The sequence below is a fragment of the Stenotrophomonas sp. YJH_SMC_106-19 genome (assembly GCF_059368375.1).
Window position 1 is genome coordinate 228758 of record NZ_JCAFRQ010000001.1, and the last position, 21822, is coordinate 250579.

Here is a 21822-nt window from a genome sequence, read left to right on the forward strand (position 1 = left end):
CCCCGCCCGGCCGCACTTGCGGCAGTCTGGCAGCATGAAGAAGCTCACTGCGATCGTGGTCCTGCTGGTGATTGCCCTGACCGGCGTGTGGTTCGGCGGCCCCTACCTGACCATACAGGGTCTGTCCAAGGCCATCGAACAGCGCGATACCGCCGCACTGGAACGCTACGTCGACTTTCCGCGCGTGCGCGTCAGCCTGCGTGCGCAACTCAATGATTACCTCGTGCGCCAGGCCGGCCCCGATGTGGCCAGCAGTCCGTTCGGCGCCCTGCTCTACGGCCTGGGCGACCAGCTTGGGGGCGCGGCGGTGGACACCCTGATGACCCCGACCGGCATCGGTGCGATGCTGCAGGGCCATGTGCTGTGGAAGCGTGGGCGCAACGAGCTGCAGGGCGGAGATGCCTTCGCGGCGACCGAACCGGCACGGCCTTTGAAGAACGCCCGCCACCGTTTCGAAGCGTTCGACCGCTTCGTCGTCGACGTTGATCGCGGCCCGGGCCAACCACCGTTGAAGGTCGTGCTGGAACCGCAGGGGCTGCGCTGGAAAGTGGTTGACGTGCAGTTGGGAATGGCCGGCACCCCATGATGCAGAACGCCGGGCGTGGCCCGGCGCTACCGCGTCATCCCTCGTTGGCGACACCGTGCGGCACATGGCCCGCGGCAACGTGTTCGCGGGCACTGTCGATGTTGTGCTGCGAATCATCGAAGAAGATGTCGGCACCGAAGGCCTGCAGGAACGGCCCCTTGTGGCGGCCGCCCAGGAACAGCGCCTCGTCCAGGCGCACGCCCCATTCGCGCAGCGTGCGGATCACCCGCTCGTGCGCGGGCGCAGAACGGGCGGTGACCAGCGCCGTGCGGATCGGCGCACTGTCACCGGCCGGGAACACCTCCTGCAGCGTGTGCAGCGCGGACAGGAAGCCGCGGAACGGGCCACCGCTGAGCGGTTCGCGCGCACGTTCGCGCTCGTGGCGGCCGAATGCCTCGACCCCCTGTTCACGCGAGATGCGCTCGCTTTCATCACCGAAGATCACCGCATCACCGTCAAAGGCAATGCGCAGCTGGCCGGACGGTCGGCCGGTGTCGATCTGGTCCGCGGCGGCCGCAGCGGTCTCGCCGGGTGGCTTGGGCAGGATCGTCGCAGCGGCGATTCCGTGGCGCAGCGCACTGCGGACCGACTCCGGATTGGCCGACAGGAACAGATCGGTGCCGAACGGTTTCACGTAGGGCCAGGTCGGCTCACCGGCGGTGAAGGTGGCACGGATGATGCCCAGGCCGTAGTGCTGGATCGAATTGAAGATGCGCAGGCCGGTATCGGCCGAATTGCGCGACAGCAGGATCACCTCGACGCGCGGGTTCTCCGGGCTGGCGCCCTGGTTCAGCGCCAACAGTTTGCGCACCACCGGGAAGGCCACGCCGGGACCGAGGATGTCGTCCTCGTGCTGGCGCTGGTACTCCGCATAGGCCGCCACGCCATCGGTCTCGAACAGCGCGTGGCTTTCCTCGAGATCGAACAGGGCGCGCGAGGTCACCGCGACGGTCAGCAAACGGGGGGAGTTGTCACCCATCGGTGGGGGTCCTTCTGGCGGTCGACGCGACCGGCAACCTATTGTCCTCAAAAAACGAACTGTTCGCTCAGGATCCGGTCTTCCAGATTGTGTTCCGGGTCGAACAGCAATGTCACCCGGCGGTCGCGCGACTCGCGGATGGTCACCTCGACCACGTCGCGCGTCTCGTGCGAATCGGCGGTCACGCTGACCGGTCGCTTGTAGGGGTCCAGCACGCGGAAGCGCACCTCCGTATCCGCCTTGAGAATGGCACCACGCCAGCGTCGCGGGCGATACGGTGCCAATGGCGTCAGCGCGATGGTGTGCGAGCCCAAGGGCAGCACGGGTCCGTGGGCCGAATAGTTGTAGGCGGTGCTGCCTGCGGGCGTGGCAACCAGCACGCCGTCGCCGATCAGTTCGGCCACCCGCTCCTGCCCATTGAGGTCGATGCCGATGTGCGCAGCCTGGCGGGTCTGCCGCAGCAGGGACACGTCGTTGTACGCCAGCGAACCGGTGCTGGTGCCCGATTCGGTCAGCGCCACCATCTCCAGCGGACGCAGGTTGGCCGGTTCCGCGCGGGCGATGCGTGCATTGACGTCGTCGTCGCCCCGGTACTGGTTCATCAGGAAACCTACGGTGCCCAGCTTCATGCCGAACACCGGTTTTCCCAGGTGGCCGTGACGATGCAGCGTCTGCAGCATGAAGCCATCACCGCCCAGCGGGCAGAGCACGTCGGCCTGCTCGGGGGCATGGTCGCCAAAGCGCGCGACCATGGCCGCGCGGGCCATCTGCGCAGCTTCGGTGGTGCTTGCCAGGAAAGCGATGCGGGGGGTGTCGCTCATCGGTGGATCCGGGGGGAAGGCGTGAGGGAGAGCATAACCGAGCGCCGCTACGCTCGCCGGGCATGGCCCGGCGAAGTTCCGCGTTCCGGTAGCGCCGGGCCATGCCCGGCGAATCCCCAGTGGCCAGAAACAGAACGGCCCCGCTTTCGCGGGGCCGCTCCGTTTCACGCAGACCGGGCGTGGCCCGGCACTACATCAGTCACGCACCGTGTGCGGCCAGCTGGCCCAGGCGCTGGACCGCGACCGAGACGGTCGGGTAGTCCAGGGTCTTCTGCTCGGCCAGTTCCGCCAGCATTGCCAGGGTGAAGCGCAGGCTGTTGTCATCGCGGCCCATCCATGCAGCCACCTTGGCCTCGGCACTGCCGCCCTTGGTGGCGAGCACCTGACCGGCCAGGTTGCGATGGTTGGCGGCCAGCTCGTCGCGCAGCACGCCGCGTGCCACCGCATGCCAACGGCCGTTGACTTCCAGTGCATCGACCTGCTCGAACAGCCACGGCAGCTGCAGGGCATCGCCCAGGCGGAAGTGCACCTTGGACACGTCCACCGGCTTCAGCTTGCGGGTACGGGCCAGTTCGATGATGTCGAACGCCGGTTCCAGGAAGTGCAGCTCGGACAGCTGCTGTGCCAGCGCGGACGGCAGCCCCTTCTCCTTCCACTCGGCCACCAGCGCCTCGTAGGTCGGACGCTGCGAGTCCGGCAGCACACCCGACGCGACACGGATGTCGTTGAACGGGCCCTGATAGCGGTTGACCGCTTCAGTGATGCCCGGCATCGCACCCGGACGCGACAGCAGCCAGCGCACGAACGAACGCTGCAGCTTCCAGATCACCTCCAGCGCGTCGATCTGCACCGACTCCGGCACCTTGCCGTCGAGGGCGTCGATCTGCGCCCACAGCGCGCGCGCATCCAGCGTCTCGCGGCTGATGGTGTAGGCCTTGGCGACCTCGGCGATGGAGCGGCCGGTGTCTTCCTGCATGCGCATCAGGAACGTTGCGCCCATGCGGTTGATGGTCTGGTTGGTCACCGCCGTGGCGATGATCTCGCGCTTCAGGCGGTGACGCTCCATCGCATCGGCGTACTTCTTCTGCAGCGGCGTGGGGAAGTAGCGCAGCAGCTCCTTGGAGAGGTACGGATCTTCCGGAATATCCGACTCCAGCAGCTGGTTGAACGCCACCAGCTTGGAGTAGGACAGCAGCACCGACAGCTCCGGACGGGTCAGGCCCTGGCCGCGCGCCTTGCGCTGGGACAGCTCGGCATCGGACGGCAGGAACTCGATCTGCCGGTCCAGCAGCCCCTGCTGTTCCAGGGTGCGGATGAAGTGCTGCTTGGAACCCAGGCGCTTGACCGCCATCCGCTCCATGAGGCTCAGCGCCTGGTTCTGGCGATAGTTGTCGTTGAGCACCAGGTCGGCGACTTCATCGGTCATCGAGGCCAGCAGCTTGTTGCGCTGGTCGACCGTCAGCTTCTTCGCCCGCACCACATCGTTGAGCAGGATCTTGATGTTGACTTCATGGTCCGACGTATCCACGCCGGCCGAGTTGTCGATGAAGTCCGTGTTGAGCAGCACGCCGGCCTGCGCGGCCTCGATACGGCCCAGCTGGGTCATGCCGAGGTTGCCGCCCTCGCCCACCACCTTGCAGCGCAGCTCGCCACCGTTCACGCGCAGTGCGTTGTTGGCACGGTCGCCGACATCGCTGTGCTGCTCGCTGGCGGCCTTCACGTAGGTGCCGATGCCGCCGTTCCACAGCAGGTCCACCGGTGCCTTCAGGATCGCGCTCATCAGGTCGTTCGGCGACAGCGCCTTGACGTTCTCGTCCAGGCCCAGCGCTTCACGCACCTGCGGGGTGATCTCGATCGACTTCAGGCTGCGCGGGTACACGCCGCCACCCTTGCTGATCAGCTTGGCGTCGTAGTCTGCCCAGCTTGAACGCGGCACGGTGAACATGCGCTCGCGCTCGACGAACGAGGTCGCCGCGTCCGGGTTCGGGTCAAGGAAGATATGGCGGTGGTCGAATGCCGCGACGAGACGGATGTGGCGCGACAGCAGCATGCCGTTGCCGAACACATCGCCGGACATGTCGCCGACGCCGACCGCGGTGAAGTCCTGGCTCTGGCTGTCACGGCCAAGCGCACGGAAGTGGCGCTTGACCGACTCCCATGCACCGCGCGCGGTGATGCCCATGCCCTTGTGGTCGTACCCCACCGAACCACCGGAGGCGAACGCATCGCCCATCCAGAAGCCGTGCGCGATGGCCAGGCCGTTGGCGATATCGGAGAAGGTCGCCGTGCCCTTGTCGGCGGCCACCACCAGGTACGGATCGTCCATGTCGTGCCGCACGACATCCACCGGCGGCACGATCTTGTTGTTGACGATATTGTCGGTGATGTCCAGCAGGCCCTGGATGAACAGCTTGTAGCAGGCCACGCCGTTGGCGAAGATCGCGTCGCGGTCGCCGTTCACCGGCGGGGTCTTGGCGAAGAAGCCGCCCTTCGCACCGACCGGCACGATGACGGTGTTCTTGACCATCTGCGCCTTGACCAGACCCAGCACTTCGGTACGGAAGTCTTCGCGACGGTCCGACCAGCGCAGGCCGCCACGGGCCACCGCGCCGAAGCGCAGGTGGGTACCTTCCACGCGCGGACCGTAGACGAAGATCTCGCGGTACGGACGCGGCTTCGGCAGGTCCGGCACCAGCGCCGAGTCGAACTTGAAGCTGATCACATGGCCGTGCTGGCCATTGGCGTCGGTCTGGTAGTAGCTGGTACGCAGGGTGGCATCGATCACGCCCATGAACGAACGCAGGATGCGGTCTTCGTCCAGGCTCGACACGCGGTCCATCAGCTTCAGCAGCGCATCGCGCGCGGCCTGCATCTGCGCGTCGCGGTCACCCTTGCGGGCATCGACCACAGTCTTGAGCACCTTCAGGGTGGCCTCGTCGCCGGCGGCCAGCACATCGAAGTGGGCCTTCAGCTGGGCCTGGCCGGCCGCGATGTCGTCCTTGCTCTCGTGGCCGGTGGCCGGATCGAAGCGCGCTTCGAACAGTTCGACCAGCAGGCGCGCCAGCAGCGGATAGCGGGCGAACGTGCCTTCCACGTACGCCTGCGAGAACGGCACGCCGGTCTGCAGCAGATACTTGCAGTAGCCGCGCAGCATGGCGACCTGGCGCCAGTGCAGGCCGGCGGCCAGCACCAGGCGGTTGAAGCCATCGTTCTCGGCATCACCGTGCCAGACGCGGGCAAAGGTTTCGCCGAAGGCTTCGTCGACGCTGGCGGCATCGATCGCACCGGCCGTCGATTCGACCTCGAAGTCCTGCACGTATACCGGGGCGTTGTCGACCGACAGGCGGTACGGGCGCTCGGCGATCACGCGCAGGCCCATGTTCTCCATCATCGGCAGCGCGTCGGACAGCGGAATGTCGTCCAGCTGGCGGTACAGCTTCAGGCGCAGGCCATCGCCGCTTTCGCGCGGCACCGCCTGCAGGCTCAGGCGCAGATCGTCCGGACCGGTCAGCGCGTCGAGCTGGCTGACGTCGTTGGCGGCAACTGCGGTGCTGTTGTCTTCGATGTAGCCGGCCGGCAGTGCCTTGCCGATGCGGGCCGCGATGCGCAGGCCTTCGCTTTCGCCATGACGGGCCACCAGCGCTTCGCGCAGGTCGTCCTGCCAGTTGCGCAGCACCTGGGCGAGCTTGCGCTCCAGTTCGGCGGTATCCACGTCAAGCATCTCGCCGGGCTTCGGTCGCACGATCAGATGCACCTGCGCCAGCGGCGATTCACCCAGCACCACCGAGCTGTCGACGTACTCGCCATGCAGCGCTTCCTTCAGCATCGCTTCGATGCGCAGGCGCACGTCGGTGTTGAAGCGCTCGCGCGGCAGGTAGACCAGCGCGGAGATGAAGCGGCTGTACTTATCACGGCGCAGGAACAGGCGGCTGCGCACGCGCTCCTGCAGGCCCAGCACGCCCATCGCGGTGCGGAACAGTTCGTCCTCGCTGGACTGGAACAGTTCTTCGCGCGGCAGGGTTTCCAGGATGTGGCGCAGTGCCTTGCCGCTGTGGCTGGACGCGGCCAGGCCGGACTGCTTCATCACGTATTCGTGGCGCTGGCGCACCAGCGGGATTTCCCACGGGCGGCGGTTGTAGGCACTGGAAGTGAACAGGCCGAGGAAGCGCTGCTCGCCGATGATCCTGCCCTTGGCGTCGAATTCCAGCACACCGATGTAGTCCATGTAGCCGGCGCGGTGCACGCGGGAGCGCGCATTGGTCTTGGTCAGGATCAGCGCGTCCTTCAACCCCGACGTGGCGTTGAGGCCCTGGGCGGCGAGCGTCTTGACCGGGCGTGCGGCGGACTTGTCCTTGCCGCGCATCAGGCCCAGGCCGGTCTCGTTCAGCGGCGCCAGCACGTCTTCCTTGCCCTGCTTCTCGACGCGGTACTCGCGGTAGCCGAAGAAGGTGAAGTGGTTGTCGGCGGCCCAGCGCAGGAACTCCTGCGCTTCGCTGCGCGAGGCATCGTCGACCGGCAGCGCACGGCTGCCCAGATCGTCGGCCAGTGCCAGTGCCTTGTCCTTCATCGGCTGCCAGTCGCGCACGATCGCCCGCACTTCGTCCAGCGCCTTGCCGATGGCCTGCTCGATGGCGGCCATGGCATCGGCCGGCTGGCGGTCGATCTCCAGCAGCATCACCGATTCGGCCTCGCCCTCGCCGACCTTGACCAGCTTGCCGGCCTTGTCGCGGGTGAAGCGCAGCACCGGGTGGCCGAGCACGTGCACGCCCACGCCCTGTTCGGCCAGTGACATGGTCACGGTGTCGACCAGGAACGGCATGTCGTCGTTGATGATCTGCAGCACGGTGTGCGGCGATTCCCAACCGTTCGCCTTCACCGTCGGATTGAACACGCGCACGTTGGCCTTGCCGGCCTTGCGGGCACGGGCGAACTCCAGCGTCTCGGCCGCGAGCGCGGCCCACTCTTCAGCGCTGTGGTGCGGGAACTCGTCCGCCTCCATGCGCTTGTAGAAGTCAGCGGCAAACGCCACTGCTTCGGCCTGGGCGGCCGCCGGGTAACGCTTGCGCAAGGCCGTGTATACCGGCTCCAGGGAGAAACCAGCGGTCACTGCGACCTCCGACTCAGCTGGTTTGGTCTTGTTTTTCACGGTCTTGGCTGCGGTTTTTTGCGGTTTCATGGCAGAGCGATGCGCTTGCTCAGTTGGGAAAATGAAATTGTAGCCCTCCCGCGCGAAAAGGCCTTGCTGCAGGACGGAATAAGCAGATTCGGGTTTGCTGCGGTTTAGACGCCTATTCAGTTCGCCCAGGTACGGAGCGAGCGGGGGGCGGCCGCCTTGCCGACAGGATCGGCAAAGCGTGTTACCGGAAGACACACGCGGGAACGTCGTTTCGATTCCACAATCCTGAACTGGACGGTATAGTCCACCGCGTGAACCCGGCCTACTTCCCCGTTGCCCTCGATGCGCGCGATGAGCGCGTGTTCGATGCCGTGCGCGAACTGCTGGCCCGGCAGGGCATGCAGATGAGCATGGATGCGGTGGCCCAGCAGGCCGGCTGCTCCAAGCAGACCCTGTACTCGCGCTATGGCAGCAAGCAGGAACTGCTGCGGCGGGTGATGCAGCGGCATGTGGGACACGCGACGGGGGCAATGCTGCGTGCACTCCGCAGTGACGACCTGCGTGCCAGCCTGTTGCAGTTCGCCATCGACTTCCTGGAGCATTTCAACCAACCGCATGTCGGCCAGGCCTGCCGGCTGATCGCTGCAGATGCCGCCCAGTTCCCCGAAGAGGCCCGGGCGCTGTACCGGCACGGTGCTGGCGCGCTGACACTTCATCTTTCTGAATGGATTGAAACCGTTTGCAGGCGTGGCCTGCTCCGGCATGACGACCCGCACTTCATGGCCGAACTGCTGCTGAGCATGATCGCCGGTCAGGATTTCGACAAACAGCGCTTCCATACCCCCCATCGTGATGACGCGCTCCTGCGTCGGCGCTGGGCAGAGTTCTCCGTCGACAGCTTCCTGCGCGCGTTTGCGCCGCAACCGTCGCCGGCCCCGTCTACAAACCAACCCCGGAGTTCCTCCTGATGACCGCCCCACTCCGCACCCTTGCCTTGACGTGCGCCGTTGCTGTCGCGCTGGCTGCCTGCAAGAAACCGGAACAGCAGACACCCCCGCCGCCGGAGGTGGGCGTGATCGATGCGAAGCCGCAGACCCTGCCGCTGCAGCGCGAGCTGGTCGGCCGCCTGTCGCCGTTCCGCAGTGCCGATGTCCGCGCACGCGTGCCGGGCGTGCTGCTCAAGCGCGTCTACCAGGAAGGCTCCCAGGTCAAGCAGGGGCAGACCCTGTTCCTGATCGACCCGGCACCGCTGCGCGCCTCGCTGAACGCGTCCGAGGCCCAGCTGGCGTCGGCGCGCGCCACCTACGCCAACGCCAAGGTGGCGGCCGATCGTGCCCGCTCGCTGGCACCGCAGCAGTTCGTCTCCAAGTCCGACCTGGACAACGCCGAATCGGCCGAGCGCACTGCGTTGGCCGCGGTCAAGCAGGCCGAAGCGGCGGTGACCTCCTCGCGGATCAACCTGGGCTACGCCGAAGTGACCGCGCCGATCAGCGGCGTGGCCAACAAGCAGCAGGTGACCGAGGGCGCACTGGTCGGCCAGGGCGACGTGACCCTGCTGACCACCGTCGACCAGCTCGATCCGCTGTACGTCAACTTCTCGCTCAGCGTGGACGAGCTGACCCAGCTGCGCGCGCAGCAGGCCAAGGGCGCCCTGGCCCTGGCCGGCGACGGCAAGGCCACCGTCAACGTGAAGCTGGCCGATGGCAGCACCTACAGCGAGCCGGGAACCCTCGACTTCTCCTCGACTACGGTCGACCCGGCCACCGGCGCGGTGTCGCTGCGTGCGCTGCTGCCCAATCCGCAGCAGATCCTGCTGCCGGGAGCCTTCGTCAGCTTCCAGGCCAACCTCGGCGAGCGCAACAATGCCTACCTGGTGCCGCAGCAGGCGCTGCTGCGCGACACCACGGGCGGCTACGTGATGGTGGTCGGTGCCGATGGCAAGGTGGCGCGCAAGAACGTCAAGACCGAAGGCGCACAGGGCGGCAACTGGCTGGTCAGCGATGGCCTGGCCGCCGGCGACAAGGTGATCGTGGCCGGCGTGCAGAAGGTCAAGGAAGGCAGCCCGGCCGTCGCCAAGCCCTGGACCCCGGGGCAGGACGCCGCCGGCAAGCCCGCGGCCGGCGGTGCCGGCCCGGCCGCACCCGCCGCTGCCGCCGACAAGGCTCCGGCCCAGACCGACGCAGCCGACAAGGCCGCGCCGGCCGCCACCGACTCGAACAAGCAGTAACGGGAACCTTCCGTCATGCCTAAATTTTTCATCGAACATCCAGTCTTCGCCTGGGTGGTAGCGATCCTGATCTCGCTCAGCGGCGTGATCGCGATCCTCAACCTGGGCGTGGAGTCCTATCCCAACATCGCTCCGCCACAGGTGACCGTCTCGGCCACCTATCCGGGCGCCAGCGCGGACACCACCGAAAAATCGGTCACCCAGGTGATCGAGCAGCAGCTGACCGGTATCGATCACCTGCTGTACTTCAGCTCTTCGTCCTCGTCCAATGGCCGCGCGCAGATCACCCTCACCTTCGAGACCGGTACCGATCCGGACATCGCCCAGGTGCAGGTGCAGAACAAGGTGTCGCTGGCTACGCCACGACTGCCGTCGGAGGTGACCCAGCAGGGCGTGGTGGTGGCCAAGGCCAATGCCGGCTTCCTGATGGTCGTGGCCCTGCAGTCGGATACGGCGGCGATCAACCGTGACGCGCTGAACGACATCGTCGGTTCGCGCGTGCTCGACCAGGTCTCGCGCATTCCCGGCGTCGGCAGCACCCAGCAGTTCGGTTCCGAGTACGCCATGAACATCTGGCTGAACCCGGAGAAGATGCAGGGTTATGGTCTCTCGGCCAGCCAGGTCCTGGCTGCAGTGCGCGCGCAGAACGTGCAGTTCGCCGCCGGTGCACTGGGCTCGGACCCGTCGCCGGAAGGCCAGCACTTCACCGCCACCGTGTCGGCTGAAGGACGTTTCAGCTCGCCGCAGGAGTTCGAGAACATCATCCTGCGCGCCAATGCCGATGGCTCGCGCGTGCTGCTCAAGGACATCGCCCGCGTCGCCTTCGGTGCCAACAACTACGGCTTCGACACCCAGTACAACGGCAAGCCGACCGGTGCCTTCGCCATCCAGCTGCTGCCGGGCGCCAACGCCCTGAACGTGGCCGATGCGGTGCGTGCCAAGATGGACGAACTGCAGCCCAGCTTCCCGGCCGGCGTGACCTGGTTCTCGCCGTACGACAGCACGACCTTCGTCAAGATCTCGATCCAGGAAGTGGTCAAGACCCTGTTCGAAGCGGTGCTGCTGGTGTTCCTGGTGATGCTGATCTTCCTGCAGAACTTCCGCGCCACCCTGATCCCGACCCTGGTCATCCCGGTCGCCCTGCTGGGTACCTTCCTGGGCATGTGGATGATCGGATTCACGATCAACCAGCTGACCCTGTTCGCGATGGTGCTGGCGATCGGCATCGTGGTCGACGACGCCATCGTGGTGATCGAGAACGTCGAACGCATCATGAGCGAGGAAGGCCTGGCACCGAAGCCGGCCACGCAGAAGGCGATGACCCAGATCACCGGCGCAGTGGTGGCGATCACCGTCGTGCTGGCAGCGGTGTTCATCCCGTCCGCACTGCAGGGCGGTGCCGCCGGCGAAATCTACAAGCAGTTCGCGCTGACCATCGCCATCTCGATGGCGTTCTCGGCCTTCCTCGCGCTGGGCTTCACCCCGGCGCTGTGCGCGACCTTCCTGAAGCCGACGCACAACGACAACCCGAACATCGTCTACCGCACCTTCAACAAGTACTACGACAAGATCAGCCACACCTACGTGGGCCACATCACCTCGGCGGTGCGCCATGCCCCGCGCTGGATGATCCTGTTCGTGGTACTGACCGCGCTGTGCGGCTTCCTGTTCACGCGCATGCCGGGCAGCTTCCTGCCGGAAGAAGACCAGGGCTATGCGCTGGCGATCGTGCAGCTGCCCCCGGGCTCGACCAAGGGCCAGACCAACGAGGTGTTCGCGCAGATGCGCGGCATTCTGGAAAAGCAGGATGGCTTTGAAGGCATGCTGCAGGTGGCCGGCTTCAGCTTCGTCGGTTCCGGCGAGAACGTGGGCATGGGCTTCATCCGCCTGAAGCCGTGGGAAGAACGCGAGTTCACCGCGCCGGAGTTCATCCAGAACATGAACGGCGCGTTCTACGGCATCAAGGAAGCGCAGATCTTCGTGGTCAACCTGCCGACAGTGCAGGGCCTGGGCCAGTTCGGTGGCTTCGACATGTGGCTGCAGGACCGCAGTGGTGCCGGCTACGAGCAGCTGACGCAGGCCCGCAACATCCTGCTTGGCCAGGCGGCGCAGAAGCCTGAAGCACTGGTTGGCGTGCGTCCGAACGGCCTGGAGAACGCTCCGCAGCTGCAGCTGCACGTGGATCGCGTGCAGGCGCAGTCGATGGGCATGTCGGTGTCGGACGTGTACAGCACCATCCAGCTGATGCTGGCGCCGGTGTACGTCAACGACTTCTTCTACGAAGGCCGCATCAAGCGCGTGACCATGCAGGCCGATGGCCCGTACCGCACCGGCCAGGAGTCGCTGAAGAGCTTCTACAGCCCCTCCAGCCTGACCACCAACGCCGACGGCACCAACGCGATGATCCCGCTGAGCACCGTGGTCAAGTCCGAATGGGTGTCCGCATCGCCGTCACTGAGCCGCTACAACGGCTATTCGGCGATCAACATCGTCGGCTCGCAGGCGCCGGGCACCAGCTCGGGTGAGGCGATGCAGACCATGGAGAGCATCGTCAACAACGACCTGCCGGCCGGCTTCGGCTACGACTGGTCGGGCATGTCCTACCAGGAAATCCTGGCCGGCAACGCAGCGACGCTGCTGCTGGTGCTGTCCATCGTGGTGGTGTTCCTGTGCCTGGCGGCGCTGTATGAAAGCTGGTCGATCCCGGTAGCGGTGCTGCTGGTGGTGCCACTGGGCGTGCTCGGTGCCATCGGCCTGTCGATGATGCGTGGCCTGCCGAACGACCTGTTCTTCAAGATCGGCCTCATCACCGTTATCGGCCTGGCGGCGAAGAATGCGATCCTGATCGTGGAGTTCGCGGTGGAGCAGCGTGCGGCGGGCAAGAACCTGCGCGATGCCACCATCGAGGCGGCACGCCTGCGCTTCCGCCCGATCCTGATGACGTCCTTCGCGTTCATCATGGGCGTGATCCCGATGGCGATCTCCAGCGGCGCCGGCGCCAACTCCCGTCACGCCATCGGTACCGGCGTGATCGGCGGCATGCTGTTCGCCACCCTGCTCGGCCTGCTGATGATCCCGGTCTTCTTCGTGGTCGTGCGGCGCATGCTCGGCGACAAGCTGGACGAGCCGTCGAAGGAATTCCTCAGCCGCCAGCGTGAGGGCGAAGCAGCGCATCGTCCGGATCGCTGATCCACCCTGCGCTGCAACGAAAAGGCCCCGGAGCGATCCGGGGCCTTTTTTGTTTATCGCGGGGGGATGCCAGAGCAGATCAGCGCAGCAGCGCGACCGCCACGCACACCGCCAGCAGAACCAGCGCGGCCCATTGCATGGGTACGAAGAAGAAGTGGTGGGGCGCAGTTTCCCCTTTCTGCCGGGGAGTACGGTTGAGCCACAAGCCCAGCAGCACGTTCACGGTTGCACCAATGCCTGCCCCCAGCAGCACCTGGGGCAGCGGGATGTTGCCCCGGGGGCCATCGTGCGGGAAGAGGTAAGCCAGCAGCAGGATCGCTGCGATCGGCGTCACCAGTGTCAGGATTCCCCAACCTCGATAGATCATCTCTGCAGAACCTGTAAAAAAGGCCCTGCATTGGAACAGATCGGCATCGCCCGACCAACAGGCCCGTGCATGCAGGGCATGGATCTACCGGCTGCGCCGCTGTTGCAGCGGCGCAGCCGTTTCGACTCAGCGCAGCCCGGTCTCGTTGCGGGCGATCACCAGGCGCTGGATCTCCGAGGTGCCCTCGTAGATCTCGGTGATCTTGGCATCGCGGAAGTAGCGCTCCAGCGGCATTTCCTTGGAGTAGCCCATGCCACCATGGATCTGCACGGCTTGGTGGGTGATCCACATCGCCGCTTCCGACGCCGTCAGCTTGGCGATGGCCGCTTCATTGCTGAAACGCTTGCCCTGGCCCTTCACCCATGCCGCGCGCAGCGTCAGCAGCAGGGCTGCGTCCAGCTTGCACTTCATGTCGGCGATCTTGGCCTGGGTCATCTGGAAAGTACCGATCGGCGCGCCAAACGCCTTGCGCTCCTTCACATACTCCAGCGTCGCTTCATAAGCGGCACGGGCGATGCCGATGGCCTGCGATGCGATGCCGATGCGCCCGGCATCGAGCACGCCCATGGCGATCTTGAAGCCCTCGCCCTCCTGGCCCAGCACGTCTTCCGGCTGGGCGACGTAATCGTTGAATTCGATCTCGCAGGTCGCCGAGGCACGGATGCCCAGCTTCGGCTCGGTCTTGCCACGGCCGAAGCCGGCCTTTTCGGTGTCGACCAGGAAAGCCGTGATGCCACGCGCGCCCTTGTCCGGCTCGCTCATCGCGAACAACACGATGTACCGGGCCACCGGGCCGGAGGTGATCCAGCTCTTCTTGCCATTGATGACGTAGGTGCCGTCGGCCTGCTTGACCGCGCGGCAACGCATGGCGGTCGCATCCGAACCGGACTGCGGCTCGGTCAGGGCGAATGCACCGATGGCCTCGCCCTCCGCGATGGCGCGCACGTACTTCTGCTTCTGCTCCTCGCTGCCGTGGGTCAGGATGCCGTTGCAGAACAGCGAATTGTTGACCGACATGATGGTCGAATGGGCCGCGTCGCCAGCGGCGACCTCCACCATCGCCAGCACATACGCGATCGGATCCATGCCAGCGCCGCCGTATTCGGTCGGTACCTCGATGCCCATCAGGCCGTTCTCGCCCAGCAGGCGGATGTTCTCCAGCGGGAACTCGCCGGTACGGTCATGATGCTCCGCGCTCGGGGCGATCTTCTCCTGCGCGATGCGCCGCGCCACGTCCTGCAGCATCAACTGCTCTTCAGTAAAGCTGAAATCCACAACACCCTCCCGGGTACATGAGGTTATGGCCGCGCAGCGCGCGCCCAGGTGTGCCGATTGTACCGGGGCCCGGGGAGTTTCCATACGCCACCGACTTGACCACGGCGGCCGATCCAGCGAATATATCTCTATATCGCGATAGGTAGATATTCATGGATCTGGAAGACTGGTCAACCCGCCTGAAGGTGTTCGCCGATGCGACGCGGGTGCGCCTGCTGGCGCTGCTGGAGCAGGAAGAGCTGACCGTGGCCGAGCTTTCGGCGATCACCCGGCTGGCCCAGCCGCGCGTGTCCACTCACCTGGCGCGCCTGAAGGAAGCGGGCCTGGTCCGCGACCGCCGCGCCGGCGTGTCGGCCTACTACCGCTTCGACGAAGCGCAGCTGGATCCGGCGCAGCGCGCATTGTGGCATGCCTTGAGCAACGGAAGCGACGATCCACTGCTGCGCCAGGACGCTGAACGGGTCGCCGCCGTGCTGGCCAGCCGCGCCGCGGACCAGAACTGGGCCGACAGCGTGGCCGGCGACATGGAACGTCACTATTCTCCGGGCCGCACCTGGGAGGCGCTGGCGCGTACCGCCCTGCCCCTGCTGGAAACCGGCGACGTGCTCGATATCGCGTCCGGCGACGGCGTGCTGGCCGAACTGGTGGCACCGCATGCCAAGCGCTACATCTGCATCGACACCAGCGCGCGCGTGGTGGCCGCTGCCAGTGAACGCCTGCGCCGCCTGCCCAATGTGGAAGTGCGCGAGGGTGACATGCATGCCCTGCCCTTCAAGGACCGCAGCTTCGACCTGGTGGTGCTGATGCACGCACTGACCTACGCCAGCAAGCCGGCGCAGGCCGTCACCGAAGCCGCGCGCGTGCTGCGCCCGGGCGGCCGCCTGCTGCTGTGCAGCCTGGCGCGCCACGAACACAAGGCAGCGGTGGAAGCCTATGGTCACGTCAACCTGGGTTTCAGCGACAAGGAACTGAAGAAATTCGTCGACAAGGCCGGCCTGCAGGTTTCCAGCCTGGAGACGGTCACCCGCGAGAAGCGGCCGCCGCACTTCGAAGTGATCTCGCTGATCGCCAACAAGCCCTGAGTCCGGAATCATCATGCCCGTCCTGCCCTGGTTGCACCCCGAACGTGCCAATGCCCTGCTGGGCGCGCTGCGCGAGCGGATCCTGATCATCGACGGAGCGATGGGCACGATGATCCAGCGCCATGGCCTGCAGGAAGGCGACTACCGCGGTGAGCGTTTCGCCGATGGCTACGATCACCTGCACGGGCCGGGCTGCGACCACGCCGCGCCGCAGGGCCACGATCTGAAGGGCAACAACGACCTGTTGCTGCTCACCCGGCCGCAGGTCATCGCCGACATCCACACCGCCTACCTGGAAGCCGGCGCGGACCTGGTGGAAACCAATACCTTCAACGCCACCTCGGTCAGCCAGGCCGACTACCACCTCGAGCATCTGGTGTACGAACTGAACAAGGCCGGCGCCGCCGTGGCCCGCGCCTGCTGCGATGCCGTTGAAGCCACCACGCCCGGCAAGCCGCGCTTCGTGATCGGCGTGCTTGGCCCCACCAGCCGCACCGCATCGATCAGTCCCGACGTCAACGATCCGGGCTTCCGCAACACCAGTTTCGATGAGCTGCGCGACACCTACCGCGAAGCCATCGATGGCCTGATCGACGGCGGCGCGGACACCCTCATGGTCGAAACCATCTTCGACACGCTCAACGCCAAGGCGGCGCTGTATGCGGTGGAGGAAGCCTTCGATGCGCGCGGTGCGCGCCTGCCGGTGATGATCTCCGGCACGATCACCGATGCCTCCGGCCGCACCCTGTCCGGCCAGACCGCCGAAGCCTTCCACGCCTCGCTGGCACACGCGCGGCCCCTGTCGATCGGCCTGAACTGCGCGCTGGGTGCCGATGCGATGCGCCCGCATGTCGAAACGCTGTCGCAGGTTGCCGACTGCCATGTCAGCGCGCATCCCAATGCCGGCCTGCCCAATGCCTTCGGCGAGTATGACGAGACCCCCGAAGAAATGGCGGCGACCCTGCGCGGTTTCGCCCGCGATGGCCTGCTCAACCTGGTCGGCGGCTGCTGCGGATCCACCCCCGACCACATCCGTGCCATCGCCCAGGCGGTGGCCGGACTGCCACCGCGTGTCCTGCCGGACCGCCAGGACCAGGCGGCATGAACGTCGCCGCCACCGTTCCGCACTTCCCGCCCTGCCGTTGCTGAGCCACTGCCTGCCATGACGCCTGTCCGCCCCACCCGCCTGTCCGGCCTGGAACCGCTGGTCATCACCCCGGACCTGCTGTTCGTCAACGTCGGCGAGCGCACCAACGTCACCGGCAGCGCGCAGTTCCGCAAGCTGATCAAGGAAGGCCGCTACGAGGAGGCCGTGGACGTGGCCCGGCAACAAGTGGCCAGTGGCGCGCAGATCCTCGACGTCAACATGGACGAGGGCCTGATCGACTCCGAGGCGGCGATGACCCGCTACCTCAACCTGATCATGTCCGAGCCCGACATCGCCCGCATTCCGGTGATGGTCGACTCGTCCAAATGGAGCGTGATCGAAGCCGGCCTGAAATGCCTGCAGGGCAAGAGCGTGGTCAATTCGATCTCGCTGAAGGAAGGCGAGGCCCTGTTCCGCGAACACGCGCGCAAGGTGCTGCGTTACGGCGCGGCAGCGGTGGTGATGGCGTTCGACGAAAGCGGCCAGGCCGACACCTGTGCGCGCAAGGTCGAGATCTGTACGCGCGCCTACCGCATTCTGGTCGATGAGATCGGCTTCCCGCCACAGGACATCATCTTCGACCCGAACATCTTCGCTGTCGCCACCGGCATCGAGGAGCACGACAACTACGCGGTGGACTTCATCGAAGCCACGCGCATCATCAAGCAGACCCTGCCGCACTGCCACGTCTCCGGCGGCGTTTCCAACGTGTCGTTCTCGTTCCGTGGCAACGAAACGGTGCGCCAGGCGATCCATTCGGTCTTCCTGTACCACGCCATCGCCGCCGGCATGGACATGGGCATCGTCAACGCCGGTGCCATGCCGATCTATGACGAACTGGAGCCGGACCTGCGCGAGCGCGTGGAGGACGTGATCCTCAACCGCCGCCCCGACGCCACCGAGCGCCTGCTGGAGATTGCCGAACGCTACAAGGGCAGCAAGGGCAAGGTGAAAAGCGAAGACATGGCCTGGCGCGCCAAGCCGGTCGAGCAGCGCCTGGCCCACGCCCTGGTGCACGGGCTGGATGCGTTCGTGGAAGAGGACACCGAGCTGGCACGGCAGGCCTCCAGCCGTCCACTGGACGTGATCGAAGGGCCGTTGATGGATGGCATGAACGTCGTCGGCGACCTGTTCGGTGCCGGCAAGATGTTCCTGCCGCAGGTGGTGAAGTCGGCCCGCGTGATGAAAAAGGCGGTGGCCTACCTGCTGCCCTATATCGAGGCGGAGAAGGCCCGCAGCGGTGACACCGCCAAGAGCAACGGCCGCATCATCATGGCCACCGTGAAAGGCGATGTGCACGACATCGGCAAGAACATCGTCGGCGTGGTCCTTGCCTGCAACAACTTCGAGGTGGTCGATCTGGGCGTGATGGTGCCGGCGCAGAAGATTCTCGATGCGGCCCGCGAGCACAAGGCCGACCTGATCGGCCTGTCAGGGCTGATCACGCCGTCACTGGAGGAAATGAGCCATGTCGCCCGCGAGATGCAGCGCCAGGGATTCGACCTGCCATTGCTGATCGGCGGTGCCACCACCTCGCGCGCGCACACGGCGTTGAAGATCGACCCGCACTACCATGCCCCTACGGTTTGGGTGAAGGATGCCTCGCGCGCGGTGGGCGTGGCCCAGTCGCTGATCTCGCGCGACCTGCGCGCGGGCTTCGTTGCTGCCAATGAAGCCGACTACGCCGAGATCCGCGCCCGTCACCGCAACCGTGGCGATGCCAAGCGGCTGGTCTCGCTGGAGCACGCGCGCGGCCAGAAATTCCAGGGCGGCTGGGACAGTTATGTGCCCCCGGTTCCGAACCAGCCCGGACTGCATGTGTTCGAAGACTATCCCCTGTCGGAACTGGTCGATTACATCGACTGGACGCCGTTCTTCCAGGCCTGGGAACTGGCTGGCAAGTTTCCGGCCATCCTCACTGACGAGATCGTCGGCACCCAGGCCAGCGAGCTGTACCGCGACGCCCGGGCGATGCTGGCGTGCATCGTCGCGGAGAAGTGGCTGACCGCCAAGGCGGTGTTCGGCCTGTGGCCGGCCAACAGTGTCGGTGACGATGTCCGCGTGCAGCATCCACAGGGCGAGACCACCCTGCACTTCCTTCGCCAGCAGGTCGACAAGCCGGCCGAGCGCCCCGACTTCTGCCTGGCCGATTTCATCGCACCGGCCGACAGCGGGCGACAGGACTGGATCGGTGCGTTCGCGGTCACCGCCGGTATCGGCATCGATGCCCATGTCGCGCGCTTTGAAGCCGAGCACGACGATTACAACGCGATCCTGCTCAAGGCCCTGGCCGACCGCTTCGCCGAAGCACTGGCCGAACGCCTGCACCAGCGGGTGCGCACCGAGTTCTGGGGCTATGACCGCACCGAAGCGCTGGACAACGATGCGCTGATCGACGAGAAGTATCGCGGCATCCGGCCCGCCCCCGGCTATCCAGCGTGCCCGGAGCACAGCGAGAAGCGCCGCCTGTTCGATCTGCTGCAGGCGGAAGCCAACGCGGGCATGACGCTGACCGAGAGCTTCGCGATGCTGCCCACCGCGGCCGTCTCCGGCTACTACTTCAGCCATCCACAGAGCCAGTACTTCGTGGTCGGCCGCCTCAGCCGCGAACAGGTGGGCGACTACGCGCGGCGCAAGGGCGTGGATCGCGCCCAGGCCGAGCGCTGGCTCGCATCCAACCTCGACTACGATCCCGAATAGACCGCGCAGAAACAGCAACGCCGGGCATTGCCCGGCGTTTCCGATCACTGCGGTGCAGGCTTACCAGACCAGGTCATCCGGCACCTGGTACTGCGGATCGGCGTAGGGATCGTCCTCGGCCGGGGCATCCGGATCGACCTTCAGCGCCACCGAGGCCGCGAACACGGCTTCGGCCTGGTTCAGCACCTCGGCGGTGACCAGCAGATAGCGGCCATTGAGCTGCACCACGCCCAGCTCGCCGGCATTGAGCGCGGTCAGCTGTGCCGCGGTGACATAGATCCGCTTGATCTTGCCGCCATACGGGAAGTGCCGCGCGATGTCGGCCGCCTCGTCATTCAGGCCCTTGTCCTTCAGCAGTTCTTCCAGCTTCGCCTTCGCCTCGCGGCGCTGACGCGCTTCCTCCTGCTTCAGGCGCTCGGCTTCGATGCGCTCTTCCTTCTCCTTCTGGGCACGGATGGCATAGGCCTTGGCCAGATCCATCTCCTCGGCACTGCGCGGCCTGCGCGAGCCCTGTCCACGGTGCTGCCCCGGCTTGCCCGGCGCACCACCGGGACCGCGACGCTCACCGGGCGTGTGCTCGCCCTTGCCTGCGCCCTGTGGCTTTCCATTGCCGTTGCCGCCCTTGCCCTGCGGGCGGCCATCACGGCGGGGGCCATCATTCTTGCGCTCGGGCTTGGGCGCGGGCTTGAAGCCCAGGCCCAGCAACTGGTCGCGGAGGGTATCGCTCATAGATAAGGGTATGGATCAGTAGTGCGGCGGCGGCGGTTCGCTCGCCGGATCGGAGGAATTCAGTGCGTTGCGGACCTTGCCCAGGTCTTCCAGCAGCACGCGCAGCACATCGGCGTTGCGGGTGCCCTGCATCCGGGCATCGGCCAGTGCGTCGCTCAGTTCGGCCAGCGCGTGTTCCTGGAAGGACACACGCATCTCCAGCTCGACCAGGCGCGCTTCCAGCGCCTGCTCGCGTTCGGTCGGCAGCTCAGACATGCAGTGAACGCCCCCGGCCGATGCCGTAGTACGCCAGGCCCGCCGCTTCGACCTCGGCGGGGTCGTACAGGTTGCGGCCGTCGAACACGACCGCGTCCTTCAGCCGTTCGCGCAGCATCGAAAAATCAGGGCTGCGGAACTGCTTCCATTCGGTCACCACGATCAACGCATCGGCGCCCTGCAGCGCGTCATCGGCGCTGTCACAGAACACCAAATCATCGCGCTCACCGAAGATGCGCTGCGCTTCGTGCATGGCTTCGGGGTCGAACGCACGTACGGTCGCCCCACCCTCCCACAGCTGCGCCAGCAGGCGGCGGCTGGAGGCCTCGCGCATGTCGTCGGTATTCGGCTTGAAGGCCAGCCCCCACACGGCGAACGTCCTGCCGCGCACGCCCTCGTCCTCGCCCTTGTCGTAGTGGCGCTGGACCAGGGCGAACAGGTGGCCCTTCTGCGCATCGTTGACCGCTTCCACCGCGTTCAGCAGCTTCGGCTCCAGGCCGCTCTGCTGGGCGGTGCGGGCCAGCGCCTGCACATCCTTGGGGAAACACGAGCCACCGTAACCGGCGCCCGGATAGATGAAATGCCAGCCGATGCGCGGGTCCGAGCCGATCCCCTGGCGGACCTGCTCGACGTCGGCGCCGACACGCTCGGCAATGTTGGCAATCTCGTTCATGAACGAAATCTTGGTCGCCAGCATCGCGTTGGCGGCGTACTTGGTCAGCTCGGCCGAGCGTACGTCCATCTCCACCACGCGGTCGTGGTTGCGGTTGAACGGTGCATACAGGCGACGCATCACCGCCACCGACTCGTCGCTGGTGGCACCGATGATGATGCGGTCCGGTCGCATGCAGTCGGCGACCGCGTCGCCTTCCTTCAGGAACTCCGGGTTGGAGACCACATCGAAGGCGATGTCGGCGCCGCGCGCCGCGAGTTCGTCGGTGATCGCTGCACGGACCTTGTCGGCGGTGCCGACCGGCACCGTCGACTTGTTGACCACCACGGTCGGCACGCTCATGTGCCGGCCGATGGTGCGGGCCACGGCCAGCACGTACTGCAGGTCGGCGCTGCCATCCTCGTCCGGCGGTGTGCCCACGGCGATGAACACCACCTGGCCATGCGCGATCGCCGCGGCCGCATCAGTGGTGAACGCCAGCCGCGCCGCAGCGTGGTTGGCCTTCACCATCGGCTCCAGGCCCGGCTCATAGATCGGGATGATGCCCTGGTTCAGGCCATCGACCTTGCCCTGGTCGATATCGACGCAGATCACCTGGTGGCCGACATCGGCCAGGCAGGTGCCCGTCACCAGGCCGACGTAACCGGTACCGAAAATCGCAACGCGCATGTCCGTG

Annotated in this window: 15 protein-coding genes; 7 read left to right on the forward strand and 8 right to left on the reverse strand. The window is 66.2% G+C overall.

From position 1 onward, the window contains the following. Positions 1-34: 34 nt before the first annotated feature. Positions 35-586, forward strand: coding sequence for a DUF2939 domain-containing protein (locus tag AC5P5M_RS01020; protein ID WP_197601043.1), 552 nt, complete (start codon positions 35-37; stop codon positions 584-586). Positions 587-620: 34 nt separating this feature from the next. On the opposite strand, the gene AC5P5M_RS01025 is transcribed toward AC5P5M_RS01020, so the two are convergent. The 3 genes from AC5P5M_RS01025 to AC5P5M_RS01035 all read right to left on the reverse strand — a co-directional run bounded on the left by AC5P5M_RS01025 (position 621) and on the right by AC5P5M_RS01035 (position 7562). Then, a complete protein-coding gene (locus tag AC5P5M_RS01025) occupies positions 621-1565 on the reverse strand; it encodes a 5'-nucleotidase (protein WP_053515425.1) in 945 nt (314 codons plus the stop codon). Between the two features lie 47 nt (positions 1566-1612). Continuing rightward, the gene (locus AC5P5M_RS01030; protein ID WP_053515423.1) at positions 1613-2386 is read right to left on the reverse strand and encodes an NAD kinase; all 774 of its coding nucleotides are present in this window, start codon (positions 2384-2386) and stop codon (positions 1613-1615) included. 199 nt (positions 2387-2585) lie between these two features. Then, entirely contained in the window at positions 2586-7562 is a 4977-nt protein-coding gene (locus AC5P5M_RS01035; RefSeq protein WP_180875579.1) for an NAD-glutamate dehydrogenase, read from the reverse strand. Between the two features lie 251 nt (positions 7563-7813). Here AC5P5M_RS01035 and AC5P5M_RS01040 point away from each other — a divergent pair, with 251 nt between their 5' ends. From AC5P5M_RS01040 to AC5P5M_RS01050, 3 genes are read left to right on the forward strand one after another with little or no spacing between them, the layout of a single operon-like run. Beyond that, positions 7814-8470, forward strand: a complete 657-nt coding sequence (locus tag AC5P5M_RS01040; RefSeq protein WP_053515419.1) for a TetR/AcrR family transcriptional regulator — start codon at positions 7814-7816, stop codon at positions 8468-8470. Beyond that, positions 8470-9729 carry an efflux RND transporter periplasmic adaptor subunit gene (locus tag AC5P5M_RS01045; protein ID WP_053515418.1) on the forward strand — a complete coding sequence of 420 codons (1260 nt, stop codon included), beginning with the start codon at positions 8470-8472 and terminating at the stop codon, positions 9727-9729. Before AC5P5M_RS01040 ends, AC5P5M_RS01045 begins: the two co-directional genes overlap by 1 nt. Positions 9730-9744: 15 nt before the next feature. Further along, a complete protein-coding gene (locus tag AC5P5M_RS01050) occupies positions 9745-12918 on the forward strand; it encodes a multidrug efflux RND transporter permease subunit (RefSeq protein ID WP_053515416.1) in 3174 nt (1057 codons plus the stop codon). A gap of 79 nt (positions 12919-12997) precedes the next feature. Here the strand turns inward: AC5P5M_RS01050 and AC5P5M_RS01055 are convergent, their stop codons facing one another. Together AC5P5M_RS01055 and AC5P5M_RS01060 are read right to left on the reverse strand one after the other, a co-directional pair. Continuing rightward, positions 12998-13285 carry a hypothetical protein gene (locus tag AC5P5M_RS01055; protein ID WP_053515414.1) on the reverse strand — a complete coding sequence of 96 codons (288 nt, stop codon included), beginning with the start codon at positions 13283-13285 and terminating at the stop codon, positions 12998-13000. A 126-nt stretch (positions 13286-13411) separates the two neighbouring features. Continuing rightward, on the reverse strand, positions 13412-14560 hold the full coding sequence (locus AC5P5M_RS01060; protein WP_053515412.1) for an acyl-CoA dehydrogenase family protein: 1149 nt from the start codon (positions 14558-14560) through the stop codon (positions 13412-13414). 152 nt (positions 14561-14712) lie between these two features. On the opposite strand from AC5P5M_RS01060, the gene AC5P5M_RS01065 reads away from it, so the two are divergent. The 3 genes from AC5P5M_RS01065 to metH are packed head-to-tail and all read left to right on the forward strand — an operon-like array spanning position 14713 to position 19489. Continuing rightward, entirely contained in the window at positions 14713-15642 is a 930-nt protein-coding gene (locus AC5P5M_RS01065; RefSeq protein ID WP_053515410.1) for an ArsR/SmtB family transcription factor, read from the forward strand. A 13-nt stretch (positions 15643-15655) separates the two neighbouring features. Then, complete coding sequence (locus AC5P5M_RS01070) at positions 15656-16747, forward strand: homocysteine S-methyltransferase family protein (RefSeq protein WP_065176054.1); 1092 nt, start codon at positions 15656-15658, stop codon at positions 16745-16747. 57 nt (positions 16748-16804) lie between these two features. Then, positions 16805-19489 carry a methionine synthase gene (gene metH / locus AC5P5M_RS01075; protein ID WP_065182908.1) on the forward strand — a complete coding sequence of 895 codons (2685 nt, stop codon included), beginning with the start codon at positions 16805-16807 and terminating at the stop codon, positions 19487-19489. A 60-nt stretch (positions 19490-19549) separates the two neighbouring features. On the opposite strand, the gene AC5P5M_RS01080 is transcribed toward metH, so the two are convergent. From AC5P5M_RS01080 to AC5P5M_RS01090, 3 genes are read right to left on the reverse strand one after another with little or no spacing between them, the layout of a single operon-like run. Continuing rightward, positions 19550-20218 carry a DUF2058 domain-containing protein gene (locus AC5P5M_RS01080; RefSeq protein WP_495205481.1) on the reverse strand — a complete coding sequence of 223 codons (669 nt, stop codon included), beginning with the start codon at positions 20216-20218 and terminating at the stop codon, positions 19550-19552. Positions 20219-20233: 15 nt separating this feature from the next. Beyond that, the gene (locus AC5P5M_RS01085) at positions 20234-20473 is read right to left on the reverse strand and encodes a SlyX family protein (protein ID WP_053515402.1); all 240 of its coding nucleotides are present in this window, start codon (positions 20471-20473) and stop codon (positions 20234-20236) included. Next, complete coding sequence (locus AC5P5M_RS01090; RefSeq protein ID WP_053515400.1) at positions 20466-21815, reverse strand: UDP-glucose dehydrogenase family protein; 1350 nt, start codon at positions 21813-21815, stop codon at positions 20466-20468. Before AC5P5M_RS01090 ends, AC5P5M_RS01085 begins: the two co-directional genes overlap by 8 nt. Positions 21816-21822: the final 7 nt, after the last annotated feature.